The 23936-nt window shown below is 63.7% G+C and carries 19 protein-coding genes; 11 read left to right on the top strand and 8 right to left on the bottom strand.

Annotated features, from left to right (window positions below; translation table 11 throughout):
* Positions 1 to 112 precede the first annotated feature (112 nt).
* The 8 genes from lepA to nagZ all read left to right on the top strand — a co-directional run bounded on the left by lepA (position 113) and on the right by nagZ (position 8201).
* On the top strand, positions 113 to 1906 hold the full coding sequence (gene lepA / locus ACSQ20_RS13795) for a translation elongation factor 4 (protein WP_436020831.1): 1794 nt from the start codon (positions 113 to 115) through the stop codon (positions 1904 to 1906).
* A gap of 18 nt (positions 1907 to 1924) precedes the next feature.
* Positions 1925 to 2818: a signal peptidase I gene (gene lepB / locus ACSQ20_RS13790; RefSeq protein ID WP_436020829.1), complete on the top strand. Its 894-nt coding sequence runs from the start codon at positions 1925 to 1927 to the stop codon at positions 2816 to 2818.
* Between the two features lie 131 nt (positions 2819 to 2949).
* Positions 2950 to 4071 (top strand): ribonuclease III, encoded by a 1122-nt coding sequence (gene rnc / locus ACSQ20_RS13785; protein ID WP_436020827.1) that lies wholly within the window; start codon positions 2950 to 2952, stop codon positions 4069 to 4071.
* 64 nt (positions 4072 to 4135) lie between these two features.
* Positions 4136 to 5035 (top strand): GTPase Era, encoded by a 900-nt coding sequence (gene era, locus ACSQ20_RS13780; protein ID WP_436020825.1) that lies wholly within the window; start codon positions 4136 to 4138, stop codon positions 5033 to 5035.
* On the top strand, positions 5022 to 5912 hold the full coding sequence (gene recO / locus ACSQ20_RS13775; protein ID WP_436020823.1) for a DNA repair protein RecO: 891 nt from the start codon (positions 5022 to 5024) through the stop codon (positions 5910 to 5912). The genes era and recO overlap by 14 nt, the downstream gene beginning before the upstream one ends.
* Positions 5909 to 6673, top strand: a complete 765-nt coding sequence (pdxJ, locus tag ACSQ20_RS13770; RefSeq protein ID WP_436020821.1) for a pyridoxine 5'-phosphate synthase — start codon at positions 5909 to 5911, stop codon at positions 6671 to 6673. The genes recO and pdxJ overlap by 4 nt, the downstream gene beginning before the upstream one ends.
* Before the next feature lie 15 nt (positions 6674 to 6688).
* A complete protein-coding gene (acpS, locus tag ACSQ20_RS13765; protein WP_436020819.1) occupies positions 6689 to 7117 on the top strand; it encodes a holo-ACP synthase in 429 nt (142 codons plus the stop codon).
* A 55-nt stretch (positions 7118 to 7172) separates the two neighbouring features.
* Positions 7173 to 8201, top strand: a complete 1029-nt coding sequence (gene nagZ / locus ACSQ20_RS13760) for a beta-N-acetylhexosaminidase (protein WP_436020817.1) — start codon at positions 7173 to 7175, stop codon at positions 8199 to 8201.
* A gap of 32 nt (positions 8202 to 8233) precedes the next feature.
* Here the strand turns inward: nagZ and ACSQ20_RS13755 are convergent, their stop codons facing one another.
* The 3 genes from ACSQ20_RS13755 to earP all read right to left on the bottom strand — a co-directional run bounded on the left by ACSQ20_RS13755 (position 8234) and on the right by earP (position 11776).
* Positions 8234 to 9616: a sigma-54-dependent transcriptional regulator gene (locus tag ACSQ20_RS13755; protein ID WP_436020815.1), complete on the bottom strand. Its 1383-nt coding sequence runs from the start codon at positions 9614 to 9616 to the stop codon at positions 8234 to 8236.
* 308 nt (positions 9617 to 9924) lie between these two features.
* Positions 9925 to 10482 carry an elongation factor P gene (gene efp / locus ACSQ20_RS13750; RefSeq protein ID WP_436020813.1) on the bottom strand — a complete coding sequence of 186 codons (558 nt, stop codon included), beginning with the start codon at positions 10480 to 10482 and terminating at the stop codon, positions 9925 to 9927.
* An 85-nt stretch (positions 10483 to 10567) separates the two neighbouring features.
* The gene (gene earP, locus ACSQ20_RS13745) at positions 10568 to 11776 is read right to left on the bottom strand and encodes an elongation factor P maturation arginine rhamnosyltransferase EarP (RefSeq protein WP_436020811.1); all 1209 of its coding nucleotides are present in this window, start codon (positions 11774 to 11776) and stop codon (positions 10568 to 10570) included.
* Positions 11777 to 11913: 137 nt separating this feature from the next.
* Here earP and uvrC point away from each other — a divergent pair, with 137 nt between their 5' ends.
* Entirely contained in the window at positions 11914 to 13953 is a 2040-nt protein-coding gene (uvrC, locus tag ACSQ20_RS13740; protein ID WP_436020809.1) for an excinuclease ABC subunit UvrC, read from the top strand.
* A 126-nt stretch (positions 13954 to 14079) separates the two neighbouring features.
* Complete coding sequence (gene pgsA, locus ACSQ20_RS13735) at positions 14080 to 14670, top strand: CDP-diacylglycerol--glycerol-3-phosphate 3-phosphatidyltransferase (protein ID WP_436020807.1); 591 nt, start codon at positions 14080 to 14082, stop codon at positions 14668 to 14670.
* Positions 14671 to 14687: 17 nt separating this feature from the next.
* Here the strand turns inward: pgsA and ACSQ20_RS13730 are convergent, their stop codons facing one another.
* Positions 14688 to 16601 (bottom strand): tetratricopeptide repeat protein, encoded by a 1914-nt coding sequence (locus ACSQ20_RS13730; protein WP_436020805.1) that lies wholly within the window; start codon positions 16599 to 16601, stop codon positions 14688 to 14690.
* A 152-nt stretch (positions 16602 to 16753) separates the two neighbouring features.
* On the opposite strand from ACSQ20_RS13730, the gene ACSQ20_RS13725 reads away from it, so the two are divergent.
* The gene (locus ACSQ20_RS13725; protein WP_436020803.1) at positions 16754 to 18496 is read left to right on the top strand and encodes an FAD-dependent monooxygenase; all 1743 of its coding nucleotides are present in this window, start codon (positions 16754 to 16756) and stop codon (positions 18494 to 18496) included.
* A 28-nt stretch (positions 18497 to 18524) separates the two neighbouring features.
* On the opposite strand, the gene ACSQ20_RS13720 is transcribed toward ACSQ20_RS13725, so the two are convergent.
* Genes ACSQ20_RS13720 through ACSQ20_RS13705 form a run of 4 tightly spaced genes read right to left on the bottom strand, consistent with a single transcriptional unit; the run spans position 18525 to position 23893 of the window.
* Positions 18525 to 18770, bottom strand: coding sequence for a formate dehydrogenase subunit delta (locus ACSQ20_RS13720; protein ID WP_436020801.1), 246 nt, complete (start codon positions 18768 to 18770; stop codon positions 18525 to 18527).
* Positions 18771 to 18780: 10 nt separating this feature from the next.
* Positions 18781 to 21741 (bottom strand): formate dehydrogenase subunit alpha, encoded by a 2961-nt coding sequence (fdhF, locus tag ACSQ20_RS13715; protein WP_436018708.1) that lies wholly within the window; start codon positions 21739 to 21741, stop codon positions 18781 to 18783.
* A gap of 14 nt (positions 21742 to 21755) precedes the next feature.
* Positions 21756 to 23345, bottom strand: a complete 1590-nt coding sequence (locus ACSQ20_RS13710; protein ID WP_436020799.1) for a formate dehydrogenase beta subunit — start codon at positions 23343 to 23345, stop codon at positions 21756 to 21758.
* Positions 23342 to 23893 (bottom strand): NAD(P)H-dependent oxidoreductase subunit E, encoded by a 552-nt coding sequence (locus ACSQ20_RS13705; protein WP_436020797.1) that lies wholly within the window; start codon positions 23891 to 23893, stop codon positions 23342 to 23344. Before ACSQ20_RS13705 ends, ACSQ20_RS13710 begins: the two co-directional genes overlap by 4 nt.
* Positions 23894 to 23936: the final 43 nt, after the last annotated feature.

Genomic DNA, 23936 nt, shown 5'->3' with positions numbered 1-23936 from the left:
CAAAATCCGCCGTCCGAAGGCCATTTCGGCTAAAATGGCGCGGTTTTTCACGTACTTACAAGGCGTGCTCCGCGGTTGTCCGAGCGCGCCTTTTTCGCTTGATCGGCACTGAATGGATCATATTCGTAACTTTTCGATCATTGCGCACATCGACCATGGCAAGTCGACGCTCGCCGATCGCATCATCCAACTCTGCGGCGGCTTGTCCGACCGTGAAATGGAATCGCAAGTGCTCGATTCGATGGATCTCGAGCGCGAACGCGGCATCACCATCAAGGCTCAGACCGCTGCGCTCAGCTACCGGGCGCGCGATGGCAAGCTGTACAACCTCAATCTGATCGATACCCCGGGGCACGTCGATTTTTCGTACGAGGTGAGCCGCTCGCTTTCCGCTTGCGAAGGCGCGCTGCTCGTTGTCGATGCCAGTCAGGGTGTGGAAGCGCAGACGGTGGCCAACTGCTACACGGCGATCGAGCTTGGCGTCGAAGTCGTGCCGGTGCTCAACAAGATCGACCTACCGGCCGCGGACCCCGAGAACGCGATTTCCGAGATTGAAGACGTCATCGGCATCGACGCAACCGACGCGGTGCGTTGCAGCGCCAAAACGGGTCTCGGCGTCGAAGACGTGCTCGAGTCGTTGATCGCCAACGTGCCGCCGCCGAAGGGCGATCCGCAAGCGCCGTTGCAGGCGCTCGTCATCGATTCCTGGTTCGACAATTATGTCGGCGTCGTCATGCTCGTGCGTATCGTCAACGGCACGCTGCGCCCGAAGGACAAGATCAAGCTGATGGCCACCGGCGCGCAGTTCCCGGTCGAGCACATCGGCGTGTTTACGCCCAAATCGAAGGATCTCGAATCGCTTTCGGCGGGCCAGGTCGGCTTCATCATCGCGGGCATCAAGGAACTCACGGCCGCGAAGGTGGGAGACACCGTCACGCTCGCGGCCACGCCGGCTGCCGAGCCGCTGCCGGGCTTCAAGGAGGTCAAGCCGCAGGTGTTCGCCGGGCTTTATCCGGTCGAAGCGAATCAGTACGATGCGCTGCGCGAGTCACTCGAAAAGCTCAAGCTCAACGACTCCTCGCTGCAATACGAGCCCGAAGTCTCGCAGGCTCTCGGCTTCGGTTTCCGCTGCGGCTTTCTCGGCCTGCTGCATATGGAGATCGTGCAGGAGCGGCTCGAGCGCGAGTTCGACATGGATCTGATCACCACCGCACCGACGGTGGTCTACGAAGTCGTGCTCGGCGACGGCAACACGATCAGAGTCGAGAACCCGGCCAAGATGCCTGACCCGTCGAAGATCGAAGAGATTCGCGAACCGATCGTCACGGTCAATCTTTATATGCCGCAGGACTACGTGGGCTCGGTCATTACGCTTTGCACGCAAAAGCGCGGCTCGCAGATCAACATGCAGTACCACGGCCGGCAAGTGCAGCTGACCTACGAAATTCCGATGGCCGAGATCGTGCTCGACTTCTTCGATCGCTTGAAATCCGTCTCGCGCGGCTATGCGTCGATGGATTACGAGTTCAAAGAGTATCGCGCGTCGGACGTCGTCAAGGTGGACATGCTGATCAACGGCGACAAGGTCGATGCGTTGTCGGTCATCGTCCATCGCTCGCAGTCGCAGCACCGCGGTCGCGAAGTGGCCGCCAAGATGCGCGAGATCATTCCGCGCCAGATGTACGATGTCGCGATTCAAGCGGCCATCGGCGCGCACATCATCTCGCGCGAAAACATCAAGGCGCTGCGCAAGAACGTGCTGGCCAAGTGCTACGGCGGCGACATCACACGCAAAAAGAAGCTCCTCGAAAAGCAAAAAGCAGGCAAGAAGCGAATGAAGCAGGTCGGGTCTGTCGAGATTCCGCAAGAAGCTTTCCTCGCCATCTTGCGCGTCGAAGACAAATAACAAAGGACCCCGACTTTCATGAATTTTGCGCTGATTCTTTTCGTGCTCGTCATTTTGACGGGCATGGCATGGGTGGCCGACAAGCTCGTTTTCCTGCCGCAACGGCGGCGTGCGGCGGACGCCGCGGTGGCCGAGTTCGATCGTCAGCAAGCGCGCGTCGGTGAACGTTTTGCCGACGAAAACGCGCCGCAAACACGGGCCCGGCTGCGCGACGAACAGTTGCGCCAGCCATGGTGGCTCGAGTACACCGCCAGCTTTTTCCCGGTCATTCTCGTCGTATTCCTCGTGCGCTCGTTCGTCGTCGAGCCGTTCAAGATTCCGTCTGGCTCGATGGTCCCCACGCTGCTGGTGGGCGACTTCATCCTCGTGAACAAGTACGACTACGGTCTGCGTCTGCCGATTATCAACACGAAGATCACCGAAGGGCGGCCGGTGAAGCGTGGCGACGTCGTCGTGTTTCGCTACCCGAAGGACGAATCGGTCGACTATATCAAGCGTGCGATCGGATTGCCCGGGGATGTCGTGGCCTATGAAGACAAGCAACTGACGATCAATGGCAAGCCGGTGCCCGAGGTGGCATTGCCCGATTACTTCGACGAAGAGCGCATCGGTTACGCAAAGCAATTCGAAGAGTCGCTCGAGGGGCGCAAGAACGCGATTCTGAACAACCCCGCGGTGCCGCCTTTTATCATCGGCGCCGAAGATTATCCGAATCGCGACAATTGCTCGTACAACAGCCGCGGCGTGGTCTGCAAGGTGCCGCCCGGCCACTACTTCATGATGGGAGACAACCGCGATAACAGCGCAGATAGCCGCTATTGGGGCTTCGTGCCCGACCAGAACATCGTGGGGCGCGCGTTCTTCATCTGGATGAACTTCAGCAACCTCAAGCGCATCGGCTCGTTTCAGTGAGAGCGGGGCCGGCGGCGCGTGTCGTCGCTCCACGTCGCGCGTCACCTTGCGCTTCCCCCTGATGTCAAGCCGCTTTTTTCGCATCAGCCCCGCCCGATCGACGCGGCTGATGCGCGCGTTATACTCTGCACATGCCGCTATCTCCGCTGGAAAGCCGGTTGCGCTATGAATTTCGCAATGCGGAATTATTGCGCCAGGCGTTAACTCACCGCAGTCATAGTGCCTCGCACAACGAACGGCTCGAATTTCTCGGCGATTCCGTTCTAAATTGCGCGGTGGCTGCTTTATTGTTTCAGCGATTCGGCAAATTGGACGAAGGCGACTTGTCGCGCGTACGTGCCAATCTCGTCAAACAGCAGTCGCTTTACGAGATTGCTCAGGCCCTTAATATTGCCGAAGGCTTGCGTCTCGGCGAAGGCGAGTTGCGCAGCGGCGGGTTCCGGCGTCCGTCGATTCTCGCTGACGCGTTCGAGGCGGTGCTGGGCGCGGTCTTTCTCGACGGCGGTTTCGACGCGGCGCAGACCGTCGTCAAGCGGCTCTATGTGCCGATTCTCGATCACATCGACCCGCGAACGCTCGGCAAAGATTCGAAAACGCTGCTGCAGGAATATCTGCAGGGGCACAAGATCGCGCTGCCCACCTACACTGTCGTCGCCACGCACGGCGCCGCGCACAATCAACAGTTCGAAGTCGAATGCACCGTGCCGAAGCTCGAGATCAAAGTCTCCGGCTCCGGTGCGAGCCGGCGGGCAGCCGAGCAGGCCGCCGCCAAGAAGGCACTCGACGAGGTGATGGCGCTGGCGCCCGCCATGCAGGTGAAGGGCAAGCGTTCGCGCGGCACGCGAGCCGGCCAGCATGCCGAGCCCGAGGTGGTGCCCGGTGTCAAAGGCATCCAAGCGGCGCTCGATTTGCGTGCGCCTGAGCGCAAATCGGACAAGGACAAAGCCGTGCGCGGCGAATCGAAACCGGTCGCGCCGGATGTTGCCGCCGAGCGTCCTACAACGGTGCCCCCCGCCATGATTCGCGCCGTGCATGTCGAGCACAAACCGGCCTTGCGCACGCCGGATGCTGCGCCAAAGGCGGAGGCTGCGCCCAAGGCGGACCCTGTGGCAGGCAAGGGCGAGGCGGCGTCGGGCAAAGCCGATCCCTCCGCGCGCAGCGGGGCACCCTCGGCTTCGGGCGGTCACGCCGAACTCGTTTCCGACATCGCCGGCACGGCTCGGCCGCACGCGCCCGAGCCCGATCTTTCATGAGCGACACAGCGTGGCGGCCGCCGGCGGCGGGCGCGCGCTTCTTTTTGAACCGGTAGCCAGCATAATGAATGAACTTTCTTCCACCGGTTTTCGCTGCGGCATGGTCGCGATCGTCGGCCGTCCGAACGTTGGCAAATCGACGCTGATGAACGCGCTCGTCGGCCAGAAAATCAGCATCACGTCGCGCAAGGCGCAGACCACGCGCCATCGAATCACCGGTATCCATACGTTCGACGATGCGCAGTACATCTTCGTCGATACACCGGGCTTTCAGACCCAGCATAGCGGTGCGCTCAATCGTTCGCTCAATCGTGCGGTCACGTCGACGCTCACGTCCGTGGATGCGATTTTGTTCGTCATCGAAGCAGGGCGGTTTGGTCCCGACGATCAAAAGGTGCTCGATCTGATTCCGCCGACGGTGCCGACGCTTCTTATCGCGAACAAGCTCGATCGTGTCAGCGATAAAAACACGCTCTTTCCGTTTTTTCAAAAGATGGGCGCGTTGCGCGATTTCAAGGAGATCGTGCCGCTGTCGGCCAAGAACCCCGATGACATCAAGCGTTTGCTCGAGATCGTCAAGCCGAACCTGCCCGAGGGTACGCCCATCTATGGCGAAGACGATCTGACCGATCGCAGCGAGCGTTTTCTTGCCGCCGAGATCCTGCGCGAGAAAGTGTTCCGCTGGACGGGCGATGAGTTGCCCTACACGAGTACGGTGCTGATCGAAAAATTCGAGACCGAAGGACGGCTGCGTCGTGTGTTTGCGACGATTCTCGTCGAGCGCGACACGCACAAGGCAATGATCATCGGCCAAAAGGGCGCGAAGCTGAAACAAATCAGCACCGAAGCGCGCCTCGACATGGAAAAACTCTTCGACGGTCCCGTTTATCTCGAAACCTTCATCAAGGTAAAAAGCGGCTGGGCCGATAACGAAGCCGGGCTGCGCGCCTATGGGTACGAATGACGCGCTGATGATGAGCGCACCGGTCGGCGAGCATGATCACGAGCCGGCCGCAACGAGCGGCGAGCTGCCCATCACCGAACCGCCTAACGACGAACGGCGGCGCAAGACGGTGCGGCGTCCAAGCGCGGAGCGTCGCGCCGGGGCGGCGGGTGTGCGTGCATCTGAATCGCGCATCGCGGAGCAGCCCGCCTTCGTGCTGCACAGCTATCCCTATCGCGAAACGAGCCTCGTCATCGATGTGTTTTCGCGCGACCATGGTCGCGTGGCGCTGGTGGCGAAAGGTGCCAAGCGCCCGCACTCGGCTTTGCGCGGCGTGCTGCAAACGTTCCAGCCGCTTTCGATGTCGTGGTCCGGTAAATCGGAGATGCGTACGCTGACGGGCGCGGAGTGGGTTGGCGGCATGTTGCCGCTTTCGGGTGACGCGCTGCTATGCGGCTTTTATGTCAACGAGTTGCTCGTGAAGTTCTGCGCTCGCGAAGACGCGCATCCGCAATTGTTCAATCACTATGTCGTGACGTTGACGCGCTTGGCGCACGAGGAGCCCGCCGTGCAAGTGCTGCGCTCGTTCGAGCGCGTCTTGCTGCGCGAGACCGGTTACGCCATGGCGCTCGATCGCACCGCTGCACGCCAGGCCGTGACGCCCGATGGCCGCTACGTCTTCGACCCGGAGCGCGGCGTGCGCGAGGCGTCACCTGAGTGGCCGTCGGTCTGGCCCGTGGTATCGGGCCAGACCTTGCTCGACATGGAAAACGACGATTACCGTCGGACGCAGACGGTCGCGCAAAGCAAGACGCTGATGCGCTTTTTGCTCAACACTTACCTTGGCGGCGTGCCTCTTGCGACGCGCCAGATCTTGATCGACTTGCAGAACCTATGAGCTTCTTTCTTACGTCACCCAACGTCATCGACCTCGGCGTGAATATCGATCACGTCGCCACGCTGCGCAATGTGCGCGGCACCGCCTACCCCGATCCGATTCGCGCGGCGCTTCTCGCCGAGGACGCCGGAGCGGACGCCATCACGCTGCATCTGCGCGAAGATCGCCGCCACATTATCGATGCCGACGTCTACGCGTTGCGTTCGCAGTTGCGCACGCGGATGAACCTCGAATGCGCCGTCACGCAAGAGATGCTTGATATCGCGTGCGAGGTGCGCCCGCACGACGTCTGCCTCGTGCCCGAGAAACGGGCGGAGTTGACGACCGAAGGCGGGCTCGACGTAGCGGGGCATTTCGAGGCCGTGCGTGCAGCCTGCCGGCAACTGGCCGATGCGGGGGCGCGTGTGTCGCTGTTCATCGACGCCGATGAAGCGCAGATTCGTGCCGCGCAAGAAGCCGGTGCGCCGGTTGTCGAACTGCATACCGGCCGCTACGCCGATGCGCACGACGAGCGCGAACAGCGCGACGAGTACGATCGCATCGTGCGGGCAGTGGCATTCGGCGCCTCGCTCGGGCTGAAAGTCAACGCGGGGCATGGGCTCCATTACACGAACGTTCAGGCGATCGCGGCGATCGAGGGCATCGTCGAACTCAACATCGGCCATGCGATCGTTGCGCAGGCGATCTTCACCGGCTGGGATAACGCTGTGCGCGAAATGAAGGCGATCATGGTTGCCGCGCGCCTCGCGGCGACGCATTGAACGGCGGCATTGCTCATGGCGATTTACGGCATCGGTACCGATCTTGTTCAGGTAAGCCGCATTGCGGCGGTCATGACGCGCACGAACGGACGCTTCGCTGAAAAGGTGCTGGGCGCCGACGAGCTGCGCGTCTATCATGCGCGCCGCGCCCGCTCCGAGGCGCGTGGGCTGGCTTATCTTGCCACCCGTTTTTCGGCGAAAGAGTCGTTCTCCAAGGCGATCGGACTCGGCATGCACTGGCCGATGACGTGGCGTGCGCTGCAAACACTGAACGAGCCGAGCGGCAAGCCCTTCGTCGTCGCCTCGGGCGAGTTGGCCGAGTGGCTCGCCAAGCGCGGCATTACCGCGAACGTGACGGTCAGCGACGAACGCGATTATGCGGTGACGTTCGTCGTCGCCGAAACACCTGCAGGGGCGTCGGAAGCATTCGGCGCATCTGACTGAAGCTGCACAATTCTTCTTTTCTGTTCTTCCTTCCTTACTTACCCATTTCGAACCGATGAAGCAGATTCCCGGACCGGTCATGCTCGATGTAGAAGGCACGGCACTGAACGCAGACGACGTGCGGCGCCTTTCGCATCCGATGACGGGCGGCGTCATCTTGTTCGCCCGCCATTTTCAAAGCCGTGCGCAGCTCGTTGCGCTGACCGATGCGATTCGTTCGGTACGCGACGATCTGCTCATCGCCGTGGACCACGAGGGCGGCCGCGTTCAACGATTCAGAACCGACGGCTTCACTGTCTTGCCGCCGATGCGCCGGCTCGGTGAGCTATGGGATAAGGACGCGTTGCTCGCCACCAAGGTCGCGACCGCAACCGGCTATATCCTGGCTTCGGAACTGAGAGCGTGCGGCATCGACATGAGCTTTACGCCTGTGCTCGATCTCGACTACGGGCACTCGCAGGTGATCGGCGATCGCGCGTTTCACGGCGACGCGCGCGTCGTCACGCTGCTCGCGAAGAGCCTCAGTCATGGGCTGGCGCTCGCCGGCATGAGCAATTGCGGCAAGCATTTTCCAGGGCATGGTTTTGCGGCCGCCGATTCGCACGTGGCACTGCCTGTCGACGAGCGGCCGCTCGAAGCGATTCTGCGCGACGACGTTGCGCCGTACGACTGGCTTGGGATGTCGCTTGCGTCAGTCATCCCGGCACATGTCATTTATGCGCAGGTCGACGACAAGCCTGCCGGATTTTCGCAGATCTGGCTCCAAGAGGTACTGCGCGGCAAGCTGCGTTTTACCGGCGCTATTTTTAGCGACGATCTCTCGATGGAGGCTGCGCGCGCCGGCGGCACGTTGACCGAGGCAGCGGCCGCGGCGCTCGCGGCCGGCTGTGACATGGTATTGATCTGCAATCAGCCGCAGGCGGCGGAAGTCGTATTGAACGAACTGCGCCACGCGCCTTCGAAGGCGTCGGCGCGGCGCATCAGGCAATTGCAAGGGCGCGGGCGGGCGCCGCGTTGGGCGAAGCTCGTCGCGCGCGCCGACTACCAAGAAGCGCACGCCTTGTTGCGCAGCGCGTTGCCTTGAGGTACCGATGGCGGCGCGCGCGTCGTTAGCCGCTACGACAACTTCATGCGTTGCAGCTTGTTGTAAAGCGTCTTGGGGCTGATGCCGAGCAACGTCGCTGCGCGGTGCCGCGTGCCGCCGACCGCGTCCAGCGTGGCACGAATCAGCAAATCCTCGACGTCCGAGAGCGGCGTCCCGACCGTCACTTGCACGCTGCCGCCGTTCAGGCGGCGTCCGCCGACCGTCGTGGCTTCCTCGGCGCGCAAGGTGTCCACGATGTCGTCCGACACGTTATACGCGCGCCGCACGCGCTCATGCAGTTCGCGGACGTTGCCCGGCCAATCGTAGCTCAGGCACTCGCGTATCAGGTTGGGCCCCACGCGCTTGTTGACGGTGGCAAGCCCGCTTGCATTGACTTCCCGATTGAGATCGTCGACCAGCGCCTCGGCGAGCAGCACGGCATCATCGCCGCGTTCGCGCAGCGGCGGCAGCGCAATCGATGCCGCGTCGAGCCGCAGCCACAGATCTTCGCGTAGCGCGCCCTCGTTGACGGCATCGCGCGGCGGCTTGCGCATTGTCGCGACGATGCGGCAATCGAGGCTGACCAAGCTCGTTCCGCCGACCCGCATGTACGTCTGCGAATCAAGCGCTCTGACGAGCGCCTCTTGCTGGCTGAGCGGCAGTTCGGCGATCTCGTCGAGAAAGAGCGTCCCGCCGCTTGCCTGCTCCAACAGCCCCGGTTCGCGCCGCTCCGCGCCTGGTACGGTGCCGGGTTCGTGTCCGAAGAGCAGGGTGTCCAGCGGGCGCTCGGCACCGGCTTCGCGTGCGAACGTACGGCAATCGAAGGTGATGAACGGGCCTTTGCGCCGCCGGCTCATCTCATGCAGCGTGCGGGCGACCACTTCCTTGCCCGTGCCTGCTTCGCCGCCGATCAGCACCGCGGACTCGGTGGGCGCCAGGCGTTCGAGGGAATCGTAGACATGCTGAATGGCATCGCTGCGTCCGATCATCGGCCCGAAGCGGCCCAGCCTTCGCAGCTTCGTGCGCAACGTTTGCACTTCCTCGGTCAGCTCGTACGGCCGCGGGATGCGGGCCAACAGGCTGCGCAGGCGCGGGATGTTCACGGGCTTGAGCAGGTAGTCCCAAATGCCATGGCGCAGGCCTTCGATAGCGCTTTCCACGGTGGCGTTGCCAGTCATCACGATGACGGGCAGCACGCCGTCCGGCTGTGCCGGCAGGTGAGACAGGAGATCGAGGCCGCTGCCGTCGGGCAAATTCAAATCGATGAGTACGACATCGGGGATGAAGCGGCTCAGCGCGGCGCGCGCTTCGGCAAGGGAAACCGCGGTATCGACGGAGAAACCGTCAGCTGCGACGATGGCGGAGAGGCCGGACAGGCTATTGGGATCGTCTTCGACAATCAGAGCGTGTGGCATAAAGGGCAATCAATCCATTCAAAGAACCGGCCGACGCCCTGACGAGGAGCGACACGCGCGGGCGAAAACGTTTCAAGCGGAACGGCCGATCGGGACAGCAAGCACGTTCCGCGCCATTTCTGATTCCTTTTCCGAAACAAGCGCTTAGCGTTTATTGTGCGGGCCAGGCGCAAGTTTGGCCGGTCAGAACGGGAAAAACGACCGGTAAAGTTTTCCCAACGATACACGAGTCGTACGAAAAAAAAAGCGCCCCGAGGGGGCGCTTATTCCGAGTGGACCTGCAGCCCAGGGCTGCCAAGTGCGGCCGGCTAGGCGCGGCTGCGGTATTCGTGCGTGCGCGTATCGATTTCGATTTTGTCGCCGATGCTGCAAAAGAGCGGCACCTGCAGTTCGAAACCGGTGTTGATTTTTGCTGTCTTGAGCACCTTGCCCGACGAGGTATCGCCCTTGACGGCCGGTTCGGTGTAGGTGATCTCGCGCACGAGCGTAGTCGGCAACTCGACGGAAATGGCTTTGTCGTTATAGAACACGACCTCGCATTGCATGCCGTCTTCGAGGTAGTTGAGCGCGTCGCCCATCATCTCTTGCTCGACTTCGTATTGGTTGTAATCGGCGTCCATGAACACGTACATCGGATCGGCGAAGTACGAGTAGGTCACTTCCCGGCGATCGAGCACGACGACGTCGAATTTGTCGTCGGCCTTGTAGACCGTTTCCATGCCCGCGCCGGTCAGAAGATTCTTGAACTTCATCTTCACGACGGCCGCGTTACGGCCCGATTTGTTGTATTCGGCTTTCTGCACGACCATGGCATCGCTACCGATCATCACGACGTTGCCCGTGCGGAGTTCCTGTGCAATCTTCATAAAAACACTGTCCTTGCGAATGAGATTTTCATGTTGCTCAACGGCATCGATCGCAAAGGAATGAATAGCCGTTGGAGATAACCGCTTATTTTAACTGGCTTTTTGCGAATCGTGCTAGGTTTGATGCGAGATCGCCCACTGTCGCGAGCTCGTCACCCCAGGTCGCGGCGCGCGTTTCAAAGGCGCGGCGGTGCGACCAGAAGTCCGCCCAATCAGGCGTGCCGGCCCCGTTCCAGGCATGCCAGAATCGGTCCATCGCTGTACGCGCGCGCTCGGCGAGCGGCGCGGCGTAATGGCCCAGCGCCGCGTCCAGCTTGGGCAGATGCGCGGCATCGGCTTGCGGATAAATGTGCCAGACGAATGGGCGCCGCGCCCACTGCGCGCGCACGAACGAGTCTTCGCCGCGCACGAAATTGAGATGGCTGACCCACAGCAACTCGTCGAAGGCGGTTTGGGGCACAAACGGCAGCGCGTGCGCGCGCAGATTGCCGCGCTCGGCATGGGTCGGCGCCGCAAACGCGGGCAGGCCGAAAAAGCGGGCGACAGCACCCGAAATGCGGCCTTGCGGCACGAGCAGCACAATCGGCTCGTCGCCGTCGCGCCACTGCGCGAGCAGGGCGTCGATGGCCGGATTTTCGTACGCGAAGAGCGAAATGACGGTGGCGTCGGGGCTGGGCGGGGGGCCGAGCGTGGCGCGCTCCCACCATGCTTGCCGGGCGGGCGCCGAGGCGCTGAACGTACTGCGCGCCGCATCGAGCCCCTGTTCTTTGATGACACCGCCCGTGCCGGGGCCGAGCCCGGGGAAGAAGAACGTCTTCGTCAGCGCGTGGCGCGGATGCGGGGACGGTTTGAGGTGAACGTCCGCCACCCAGTCCTCGGCGCTCAGATACTCGAGGTTGAACCAGATCGGGGGCGGCGTGCGCCGGGCCATCGCCGCGATGTAGGCTGGCGGCAATTCGCACGCGAATGCCTCGATTACGATATCGGCCACTTGCAGCGCAACGCCCGCGTGCAGCGGCTCGCGCCAGTGCTCGATGGTCACGCCGGCAAGCGTCTGGCGCGCCAGCTCGGTGTCGAGCGCGGGTTCGAGGCGGGCGAAGGTATGAAGATCGTCGACAATCAGGCGCACCTGCCAGCGATGCTCGGCGGCAAGTTGGCGAGCGAGCCGCCAGCAGACACCGACATCGCCGAAATTGTCGATGACGGCGCAAAAGATATCGCACGCGATCGTCGGTGCCGTCGCCGACGTGGGTGGGACCGGCGCGGGGACGGGCGGGAGAGGCGGATTGGACATGAAGCGGGGCGCCTGTGCGAAGGGCGCATGCGCAAATGCTCTAAACTGGCGATTCTAAAGCACGCAGCGTCGCCCGGTGCGCCGTGCCCGTGTGTTGCTTAAGCTTTGCCTTGCGTTGCTCCGCCCTGAACATCCGCATGACCGAACCGCACGTTCCCGAACCCGTTTTCGAGCCCAAGCTCGTGCTCGCTCAATTGCCGCATCTGCCGGGCGTCTACCGGTATTACGACAAGCTTGGCGCCGTGCTCTATGTCGGCAAAGCACGCGATCTCAAAAAGCGCGTGTCGAGCTATTTCACGAAGACGCAGTTGTCGCCGCGTATCGCGATGATGATCACGCGCATTGCGCGGATCGAAACGACGGCGACTCGCTCCGAGGCCGAAGCGCTACTGCTCGAAAACAACCTGATCAAAGCGCTGGCGCCGCGCTACAACATTCTTTTTCGCGACGACAAGTCCTATCCGTTTTTGAAGCTCACGGGGCACAAGTTCCCGCGCATGGCGTACTACCGCGGGGCCGTCGACAAGAAAAACCAGTACTTTGGGCCGTTTCCGAGTGCATGGGCCGTGCGCGAAAGCATCCAGATCCTGCAGCGGGTGTTTCAACTGCGCACCTGCGAGGACTCGGTTTTCAGCAACCGCACGCGGCCGTGTCTGCTGCACCAGATCGGGCGCTGCACCGCACCGTGCGTCGGGGCGATCAGTGAAGCGGACTACGCGCACGATGTCGAAAACGCGTCGCGCTTTTTGCTCGGCCGGCAAAACGAGGTCATGGACGAACTCGAAGCGAAAATGCATGCGTTCGCGGCCGAGTTGAAATTCGAGCAGGCGGCGGCGGTGCGCAATCAAATGAGCTCGTTGTCCACCGTATTGCACCAGCAGGCGATCGAAGTCGGCGGCGAAAGTGATGTCGATATTCTCGCGGTCGTCGCGCAGGGCGGGCGGGTCTGCGTCAATCTCGCGATGGTGCGCGGCGGGCGGCATCTCGGCGACAAGGCGTATTTTCCGGCACACGCCGAGGCCGCGCTCGCCGATGCGCAGGTGGCGCTTATCGAGATCGACGCGGATGCGGACGCCGGCGCGGGCGCGAATACCGATGCCGATACGCCGCAAGCCGCTGAAATCAGGGCGAGTGTCGAAAGCGAGGTGCTCGAGGCCTTCATCGCACAGCACTATCTCGGCAACCGTGTGCCGCCTGTGCTCGTCGCGAATCACGCGCCGGTGAGCCGCGAACTCGTTGAACTGCTTAGCGAACAAGCCGGACACAAAGTGGCGATCGTCCGGCAGCCACAAGGCCAAAAGCGTGTTTGGCTCGGCATGGCCGAGCAAAATGCGCGGCTCGCACTGGCGCGGCTGCTTTCGGAGCAGGGCTCGCAACAGGCGCGTACGCGTGCGCTTGCCGAAACGCTCTCGCTCGAGTGCGACGATCTTGCGCACGTGCGCGTCGAATGCTTCGACATCAGCCATACGATGGGCGAAGCAACGCAGGCTTCATGTGTCGTTTATCGGGACCACAAGATGCAGCCCGGCGAATATCGGCGTTACAACATCACCGGGATCACGCCCGGCGACGATTACGCCGCCATGCGTCAAGTGCTGACGCGCCGCTACGAAAAGATGGTGCAGTCGGCGGCCGGCAACGCCGAGGACCGCGCCGCCGAGCTGCAGCCCGAGGCGGCCGCGGCCCCGGAGCGCACGGCCGACGCGGCCGAGCCGGTTGCGGCCGGGGCTACGTTACCGACCATCGTGCTGATCGATGGCGGCAAGGGCCAGGTGGAAATTGCGCGGCAAGTCTTCGCCGAGCTCGGCATCGACCGCTCGATCCTGGTGGGCGTGGCCAAGGGGGAGGGGCGCAAGGTCGGTCTCGAAACGCTCGTATTCGCCGATGGGCGCGCACCGCTCGAGCTGGGCAAGGAGAGCGCCGCGTTGATGCTCGTTGCCCAGATTCGCGACGAGGCGCACCGGTTTGCCATTACAGGCATGCGAGCGAAGCGCGCGAAGGCGCGGCAGACATCGCGGCTGGAAGAACTCGACGGCATCGGCGCCAAGCGGCGTCAGCGCTTGCTCGCGCGGTTCGGCGGGCTGCGCGGCGTCGTGGCGGCAAGCGTCGACGATCTGGCGAGCGTGGAGGGCATCTCGCATGCGCTGGCCGAGCAGATCTACCGCCAATTGCATTAGGGCCAGCGCACGCGCCCGACGCGCGCAAAACGTGCTGGAGCGCCTTGGCTTGTGGCGAGTTCGTCGACACGGCACAATGGCGTCTCTCTTATTCCGTCAACGTCGTTCAACGCCGGCCATTCGCTCATGCCGTTCAACTTTCCGATTTTTCTGACGTGGCTGCGAATCGTGTTGATCCCGCTTGTCGTCGGCGTGTTCTATGTGCCCGATGCGATGATGAGCGAGCCCCACCGGAACGCGGCCGCCGCGGCCATCTTCGTGCTCGCTGCGCTGACCGATTGGTTCGACGGCTATCTCGCGCGCAAGTGGAATCAGACGTCGGCATTCGGCGCGTTCCTCGACCCCGTGGCCGACAAGCTGATGGTCACGGCGGCATTGCTGATTCTCGTGCAGCTCGCCCGCATCGAGGCAGCGATCGCGCTCGTGATCGTCGGGCGCGAAATCGCCATTTCGGCACTGCGTGAATGGATGGCGCAAATCGGCGCATCGAAGAGCGTAGCGGTGAATCAACTCGGCAAATTCAAGACAGCATGCCAGATGATTGCTATTCCGATGCTCCTTTACAACCTGCCGCTGCATTTTGGCGGCGTTGTCGTGCACACGCATGTCTGGGGGCTGTGGCTCATCTATCTGGCCGCGGTGCTGACGATCTGGTCGATGCTTTACTACATGAAGCTCGCCTGGCCGCAAATTCGTGAACGCGGCGGCGTCGTGTGAACTGACGCTGCGGGGTTTTACGTCGAACCTACGCCGAGCTCGTGCGCGAGCAGACGCGCAGCCTCGCGTGCCACTTCGCCCCATGCGCCCGGCGCGGGCTGGCGAATGAGCCGGGCGCTTCGGTACCACGGGCTGTCGTCGGTCGCGCCTGCTGTGTTGTTCGGCACGAACCAACGCCAGTCGGCGGCGAACGGCAGCATCAGAAAAAGCGGTTTGCCTAGCGCCCCTGCGAGGTGAGCAATCGATGTGTCGATCGATACCACCGCATCGAGTCGATCGATGATCGCAGCCGTATCGGCAAAGTCGCGAATGCGTTCGCCGAAACAGTGAATCGAATGCGCGCGAGGGTGCGAACGAAGCGCACGCTTTTCATCGTCACTGAGATTTTGCTGCAGCACGATCCAATCGATGCCGCCCAGCGCAAAAAGCGGTTCGAGTTCGTTAAGCGGCATGGCTCGTGTTTCGTGCGCGAGGATCCGTCCCGACCATGCAAGCCCAACTTTCAACGGTGCATGTCCGCCGACCGAGCCGCGCCAGCGGCGCCGGTAAGCGGCCGGCACCTCGACGTAGCGGCGCGCAGCCGGAAGGGCATCGCGAGTGGTGCCGAGCGCAAGCGGCAGGCTCAATAGCGGGCACTGGACATCCGCTTCGATGCGCGCCGCGCCACGCTCCACCACCTGAACGCGCCACGTCGCGCCTAGTGGCTCGACGAGCGGCATCAGCTCGCGTTGCACCGCGAATACGACACGTGCCGCACGCGCGCACGCAAGCGGCACGAAACGCATGAACTGCAACGTATCGCCGAAACCTTGTTCCGCGATGACGAGCAACGTGCGCGCGTCAATGGGTTCGCCGCGCCAGCGTGGTGATGCGTCGATTGCTCGTTCTTGTGGGGCCGTGTGCGATGCATCACCGGCCGCGGCGAATTCAAGACGTGCTTCGTACTCCGGCAGACCGCGCGTGAAGTCCCCAAGCGTGAGCCGCGTCAACGCACGGTTCAGTCGTGCCGACGCGAGCTCCGGGCGCAGCCGCAGCGCCTCGTCATAGGCGCGCAGCGCGGCCTCGTGCGCGCGTTGCGCATGATGCGCGTTGCCGAGGCTGAGCCACGCAAGGCTCAGCTTCGGGTCGAGGCCGACGGCGCGCTCGAGCGGGGCGATCGCCTCGGCATGGCGGCCCAGCGCGGCGAGCGCATTGCCCAGGCCGAGAAGCGCCGGGGGAAAGAGCGCATGCAGCGCCAGCGCCGCTTCAAACGCGGCGACGGCTTGCGCATGCTTGCCGATCGCGTCGAGCGTATTGCCGAGGTTGAAGTGCGCGGCGATGAAGCGCGGCTCGAGCGAGAGCGCTTCGCGAAAATGCGCAATGGCCTCATCTGCACGGCCGAGCGCCGCGAGCGTCATACCGAGGTTGTTATGCGCGCCAGCGTGGCCGGGGTGCAGTGCCAGCGCGCGCGCAAAGGCATCGAGCGCTTCGTCGTGACGCTCGCACGCATGCAGCGCGTTGCCGAGATTGTTCCAGGTCGGGGCGTCCCCGGGCTGCAGGTGCAACGACCGGCGAAACGCATCGACGGCATCTTCGTGCCGGCCCGCAGCGGTATAAGCGTTGCCGAGGTTGTAGTGCGCCAACGCAAACTCGGGTGCGAGCGTGAGCGCGTTGCGGAATCGTTCGATGGCGCCGTCGAGCTGCCCGAGGGCTTTCAGCGCGTTGCCCAGATTGAGCTGCAGACCAGGATCTTCCGGTCGCAACTGCACCGCGCGGCCGACGAGTTCGGCCGCTGCGGCGTGATCTCCTTGCTGGTGGCGCAATACGCCCAGAAGGTGCCAGGCGTCAGCGTGGGCGGGATCGGCATCGAGTGCCGCGCGGTAATCGCGCTCGGCGTCGGCCAGTCTCCCGTCACGGTGGGCCGCATAGGCGCGGGTAAAGATGGAATCCATGACGGCGGGGAAGCGGCAAACGGCGCATTTTCCCATACTCGCCGCCTCGGGCGATAAAACGGTTCGGTGCGAGGACGCATCGTTGCGTGGCATCCGGTGTCCGGCTGTAGTCGGCCGGCGTACACTAACGCGATGTTCGCTGGAGGGAAAGCATGTCTGCCGCCGTTTCGAACGAGCAGCCGGTGCTGATTGTCGGCGCGGGGCCGACAGGGCTTGCGGCTGCGATGAGCCTGGCGCGCGCACGGGTTGCCGTGCGCTTGATCGACCGTGCGCCGCGACCCGCGAGGAGTTCGCGCGCAATCGGCATCCAGGCCCGCACGCTGGAATTGTTCGAGCAGCACCGCGTGGTCGAACCTTTCTTGGCGCATGGTCATCGATTGCGAGCGGTGAGCCTCTTTTCCAACGGCCATCGGCTTGCGCGGCTCGATTTCGACCCGCTGCAAACGCGCTATCCCTATTTGCTCTGTCTCGATCAGACGGTGACCGAGCGCATTCTGACCGAGCACCTTGCCACGTTCGGTGTCGAGCCGGAGCGCGGCGTCGAACTCGTGCGTTTGACGCAGGGCGCATCGCGCGTCGAGGTTGATCTGCGTCATGCCGACGGCCGTGAAGAGACCATTCATACCTCGTTCGTCGTCGCCGCCGACGGTGCGCACAGCACCGTGCGTCATTTGCTTGGACTGAGTTTCGCCGGCAAGACTTTCGAGCAGACGTTCATGCTCGCGGACTTGCGTATCGATTCAGACTTGCCCGACGACGAATTTCATCTCTTCGCTTCGGGCGATGGGTTGGCCGCTATTTTGTCGATGGGTGACGGCCGGCATCGATTTATTGCCGACCATCCGAGCCCCGTCGACGGCGAGCAGGCGCCGCAGCGCGATGCAAGCAGCGCAGTCGACAATGCGCAGGCTTCGGACGAGACGCCGCTCGATGCGCTGCCCGATCCACCGCTTGCGTTGTTCCGCCAAGTGGCTGAACAGCGTATTCATCGTCGTTTGACGTTGTCGGGGCTCGAATGGTCTTCATATTTTCGGCTCAACAGCCGCATGGTCGAGCGGCTCAGAGTGCAGCGCGTGTTCCTTGCCGGCGACGCGGCGCATGTGCACAGCCCGGCTGGCGCGCAGGGAATGAATACGGGGATGCAGGAAGCGTTCAACCTGGGCTGGAAGCTCGCACGCGCGCTCGCCGGCCGAGGGCCGGAGCAGCTGCTCGACAGCTATCAGCGGGAGCGCCATCCGATCGAGCGTGACGTGCTGCGGCAAACGAGCTTCATTACGCAATTGGCCGAAGCGGAGCGCGGCCCGCTCAAGTTGCTGCGCGAGCGGGCGATGCCGATGCTGGCTGCCTTCGGGCCGCTGCGCGATGCGGCACGGTTGATGGTGAGCGAGCTCTCGATTCAATACCGGCGCAGCCCGCTTACGCTCGAACGTGTGCTCGACGGCGGCCCACGCGCCGGCGAGCGGGCGCCCGACGCGCTCGTACGCGTGATCGATGGTCCGCTGGGGCGCGCGCCGGGCACCGGATGCATTTTCGATCTGCACGATCCCGCGTTTTTCTCGCTGTTCCTGCTGGTCGGCTTCCCCAGCGACAGCGACGCCGGCCTCGATCCGACAGGTGTGCTGACGGCGTCGTCGGTTGCATCCGATCCGCAGCTCGATCAGCTTGCGTCAACGATCGAGGCAACGTTGCGCGGCGCCGTCCGTATATGGCGCGTGACCGATGCAATGGACGGCAAGCGAGCATCGCTGACTCAGGCGTACGGCAGGACGCGGCCGGCGTTTTATTTGGTGCGGCCCGATGGGTATATCTGTGCGCGCGGTCGCCCGGTCTCCGATGCGAGCGCGCTCGCGCGACATTGCGAGACGTGGTTTGCCGGGACGCGCGAGCATGGCTGACGCGCACCGCAAGTAAGGCTTATCGACATCACGCGGCCTGTGCCGGCGCGAGTTGAGCGCGAGCCTGTATCAATGCGTCTTTGACGATCGGAAGCATCGACGCACAGGCGTCGGTATTATTATCCAGCGCTGCCAAAATCGCACGGCGCATACGCGGCTCCCAAAAGCGATGAATATGGTCAGCGATGCCGGCCATCGCCTCATTGCGATCAGGCATCGACTCGAAGAATTCGCCGATCCGGTTGGCCATCTCGATCAGGTGGTGTTCGTTCATCGCAGCGGGCTCACTTGTTACTTTCCACGTTTGCATTAGCCAGCGTGCGCTCGCGCAACAGCGTCAATTGCGTATCGCTAAAGCGCGTGTACGCGCGCTGCCACTGCGAAGGCTGTTGCACCGGCTGCACCTGCACGGCCGTCACTTTGTACTCGGGGCAGTTCGTCGCCCAATCCGAGCTGTCCGTCGTGATCACGTTCGCGCCCGACTCCGGGAAGTGAAACGTCGTGTACACCACGCCCGGCTGCATGCGCTCGGTCACCAACGCACGCAACACCGTTTGCCCCGCGCGCGATTCGATGCCCACCCAGTCGCCCGTCTTGATGCCACGCTCCTCGGCGTCGTGCGGATGCAGCTCCAGCCGATCCTCTTCGTGCCACTGCACGTTCGCCGTGCGCCGCGTTTGTGCGCCCACGTTGTACTGCGACAGAATCCGCCCGGTCGTCAGCAACAACGGGAAGCGCTTGGTCACCTTCTCGTCGCTCGCCACGAACTTCGTGATCACGAACTTGCCCTTGCCGCGGACGAACTCGTCCACGTGCATCGTCGGCGTGCCCTGCGGCGCGGCCTCGTTGCACGGCCATTGCACGCTGCCCAACTCGTCGATCAGCGCATACGACACACCATGAAACGTCGGCGTGAGCCGCGCAATCTCGTCCATGATCTCCGACGGATGCGCATAATCCATCTCGTAGCCGAGTGCGCGCGAGAGCAACGCCGTGACCTCCCAGTCCGCGTAGCGCGCCAGCGGCGACATCACGCGCCGCACCCGCGAGATGCGCCGCTCCGCGTTCGTGAACGTGCCGTCTTTCTCGAGGAACGACGAACCCGGCAGGAACACATGCGCATACTTGGCCGTCTCGTTCAGGAAGATGTCCTGCACGACGATGCACTCCATCGCCGAAAGCGCCGCCGTCACATGCTGCGTATCGGGGTCCGACTGCACGATGTCCTCGCCCTGGCAGTACAGCCCCATGAAGCTGCCGTCGAGCGCCGCATCGAACATGTTCGGAATGCGCAAGCCCGGCTCCGGCTGCAACGACACGTGCCACGCCGCTTCGAACTGCTCGCGCACCTCGGCGCCGCTCACATGCCGGTACCCGGGCAGCTCGTGCGGAAACGAGCCCATGTCGCACGAGCCCTGCACGTTGTTTTGCCCGCGCAGCGGATTGACCCCCACGCCCTCGCGCCCGATGTTGCCGGTGGCCATCGCCAGATTCGCGATGCCCATCACCATCGTCGAGCCCTGCGCATGCTCGGTCACGCCCAGCCCGTAGTAAATCGCCGCGTTGCCGCCCGTCGCGTACAGGCGCGCCGCGGCGCGCACTTGCTCGGCCGGCACGCCTGTGATCGCTTGTGTCTGCTCGGGCGCGTTCTCCTCGCGCGCGATGAACTCGCGCCACTGCGCGAACGCCACCGGCTCGCAGCGCTCGGCCACAAACGCTTCGTTCACGAGCCCCTCGGTCACCACCACATGCGCGAGCGCATTGATCAGCGCCACGTTCGTGCCCGGGCGCAACTGCAAGTGATAATCGGCCTTCACGTGCGGGCCGTCCACCAAGTCGATGCGCCGCGGATCGGCCACGATCAGCTTGGCCCCCTCGCGCACGCGCCGCTTGAGCCGCGAGGCGAACACTGGGTGCCCGTCGGTCGGGTTCGCGCCAATCACTACGATCACATCACACTGCTCGATCGAGGCGAACGTCTGCGTGCCGGCCGATTCGCCCAGCGTCGTCTTGAGCCCATAGCCGGTGGGCGAATGACACACCCGCGCGCAGGTGTCCACGTTGTTGTTGCCGAACGCCGCACGCACGAGCTTTTGCACGAGGTACGTCTCCTCGTTGGTGCAGCGCGACGAGGTAATACCGCCGATCGAATCGCGACCGTGACGGGCCTGAATGCGCCGGAATTCGGCCGCCGCATAGGCGATCGCTTCTTCCCAGCTCACTTCGCGCCACGCATCGGTGATCTTCGCGCGAATCATCGGCTTGGTGATGCGGTCCTTATGCGTCGCATAGCCCCACGCAAAGCGCCCCTTCACGCACGCATGCCCCTCGTTGGCCTGGCCATTCTTGTGCGGCACCATGCGCACGACCTGGCTGCCCTTCATCTCGGCCTTGAGCGAGCACCCGACGCCGCAATAGGCGCACGTCGTGATCACCGAATGCTCGCGCTGACCCAGCTCCACCACGCTTTTTTCCATCAGCGTGGCCGTCGGGCACGCCGCCACGCACGCGCCGCACGACACACATTCCGAGTCCATGAACGGCACGTTCTCGCTGGCCGCCACGCGAGACTCGAACCCGCGCGCCATGATCGTCAGCGCGAACGTGCCTTGCGTTTCCTCGCACGCGCGCACGCACCGGTTGCACACGATGCACTTGGACGGGTCATACGTGAAGTACGGGTTCGACTCGTCTTTGGCCTCGCTCAGATGGTTCGCGCCGTCAAAGCCGTAGCGCACCTCGCGCAGACCCACCACGCCCGCCATGTCCTGCAGCTCGCAGTTGCCGTTGGCCGGGCACGTCAGGCAATCGAGCGGGTGATCGGAGATATAGAGCTCCATCACGTTGCGCCGCAACGCTTGCAGCCGCTCCGTTTGCGTGGACACGCGCATGCCTGCTTCGACCGGCGTCGTGCACGAGGCCGGGTAGCCGCGCTTGCCGTCGATTTCCACCAGGCACAGCCGGCACGAGCCAAACGGTTCGAGCGAATCGGTGGCGCACAGCTTCGGCACGTTCACGCCCGCCACCGCGGCCGCGCGCATGACCGAGGTGCCCGCGGGCACCGTCACTTCGCGCTCGTCGATCGTCAGCGTCACATCGGTGTCGGCGTGACGCTGCGGCGTGCCGTAGTCGGTCTCGTCGAGCGGGTTGCGCAGGGCCGCGCTTTTGCAGGCGCATTGGCCCGAGCCGCAGCCGCCGGTTGGCGCGGCGAGTGCCTTCGAGGGGTGAGCGAGTGCCTCAGACATGAATCACAACTCCATCAAGCCGCAGCCGCGTGGGGCTGAACGGGGCGAAGACCGAAGTCCTCAGGAAAATGTTCGAGCGCCGAGAGCACCGGGTACGGTGTCATGCCGCCCATCGCGCACAGCGAGCCCGACACCATCGTGTCGCACAGATCGCGCAGCAACTGCACTTGCTTGACCGAGGTGTCACCGCCGCGCATGCGCTGGATGACTTCGACGCCGCGCGTCGAGCCGATCCGGCACGGCGTGCACTTGCCGCACGATTCGAGCGCACAAAAGTGCATCGCGTATTGCGCCAGTTCCGCGAGATTGGACGTGTCGTCGTGCACCACGATGCCGCCGTGACCCACCACCGCGCCCACCGCCGCATACGCTTCGTAGTCCAGCGGAATGTCCCACTGGCTTTCGGGTAAATAGGTGCCCAGCGGCCCACCCACCTGCACCGCGCGCACCGGACGCCCACTCGCGGTGCCCCCGCCGTACGTCTCGATCAGCTCGCGCAGCGTCACGCCGAAGGCCAGCTCCACGAGCCCGCCGTGCAAGATGTTGCCGGCCAGCTGAAACGGCAGCGTGCCGCGTGAGCGGCCCATGCCGAAGTCGCGATAAAACGCCGCGCCGCGCGCGAAGATGATCGGCACCGTGGCGAGCGTGATGACGTTGTTGATCACCGTGGGCTGACCGTGCAGGCCCGAGAGCGCGGGCACGGGCGGCTTGGCGCGCACGATGCCGCGCTTGCCTTCGAGCGACTCGAGCAGCGCCGTTTCCTCACCGCACACGTACGAGCCCGCGCCCTTGGCCACTTCCAGCTCGAACGCGTGGGCACTGCCCAGCACGCTCGCGCCGAGCCAGCCCGCGCTGCGCGCCTTCGCGATGGCCGCGTTCAGCGTGGCAATCGCATACGGGTATTCGCTGCGCACGTAGATGTAGCCTTGCGTGGCGCCTGTAGCCACCCCGGCGATGATCATCCCTTCGATCAGCCCGAACGGGTCGCCTTCCATCGACAGGCGGTCCGAGAACGTGCCCGAGTCGCCTTCGTCGGCGTTACACACGATGTACTTTTGCGCGGCAGGTGCTGCACGCACCGTGCGCCATTTGATGCCGGCTGGAAAGGCCGCACCGCCGCGCCCGCGCAAGCCCGATTCGAGCAGCGCATCGCACGCCGCTTCGCCGCTCATCGCCAGTGCCGCCTTGAGACCGGCCAAGCCTTCGTGCGCGAGGTAATCGTCGATCGATAGCGGGTCGCTCAGGCCCAGTCGCGCGAACGTGAGCCGCTGCTGGCGCTTGAGGTAGGGCAATTCGTCAACCAGACCGACTGCGCGTGCATGGGCAATGCCTGTACCTTCGCTCGTGAGCCACTGCCCATCGAACAGCGACGCGATGTCCGACACCTGCACATTGGCGTAGCCTGTGCGTCCTTGAGGCGTTTGCACTTCGACGAGCGGCTCGAGCCACAGCAGCCCGCGCGAGCCGTTGCGCACGATCTCGATTGCCAAGCCGCGCGCGGCCGCTTCATCGGCAATGGCCTGCGCCACCGCGTCGGCGCCCAGCGCGAGGGCCGACGAATCGCACGGCACGAAGATGCGCGCCGCAAGCGCAGCCGAATTCATAAGGACTCCTGATTATTTGCACTCGCCTTCGCATTCGTATTCGATTCACATGCGACGCCCGCTTGTTCGCAGGCGGCATCGAATAGCGCATCGAAGCGCGCGGCGCTGATCTTCGCGTACAGCGTGCCGTTGATCGTCATGGCCGGCGACAGCGCGCACTGGCCCAGGCAGTACACCGATTCGAGTTCGACGTCGGCGACATGCGTTTGAGCCCCGCCTTGAGCATGCTGGGCATCGAACCGGCAGCCCGTGTGCGATTCGATATGCTGCGCGAGCGCTTCGGTGCCCATGCTGCGACACGCTTCGGCGCGGCACAGCGCTACGCTCACGCGCGCCGGCGCTCTCGTGCGAAAGTGGTGGTAGTAAGTCAGCACGCCATGCACCTCGGCGCGCGACAAGTTCATCGCGCGCGCCAGCGGCGCCAACGTCTCGGCCGGAATAAACCCGACTTCGTCTTGTATCTGATGCAGCACCGCGAGCAGCGATCTGCCCGGCTTCACGTGTTGGCGGACGAGCGCATCCGGCGCCAGGGGGCTTGCGTGTTCCACAGTGGGGGTCTCCTTCCAGCTCGATATATGTACTTGCTCCTCA

Origin of the sequence: Trinickia sp. LjRoot230 (assembly GCF_964253315.1) — a bacterium.
In the GTDB taxonomy this organism is placed as follows: Bacteria; Pseudomonadota; Gammaproteobacteria; order Burkholderiales; family Burkholderiaceae; genus Trinickia.
Note: the sequence above shows the minus strand (reverse complement) of the source record. Positions and strands in the feature narration are given on the sequence as shown.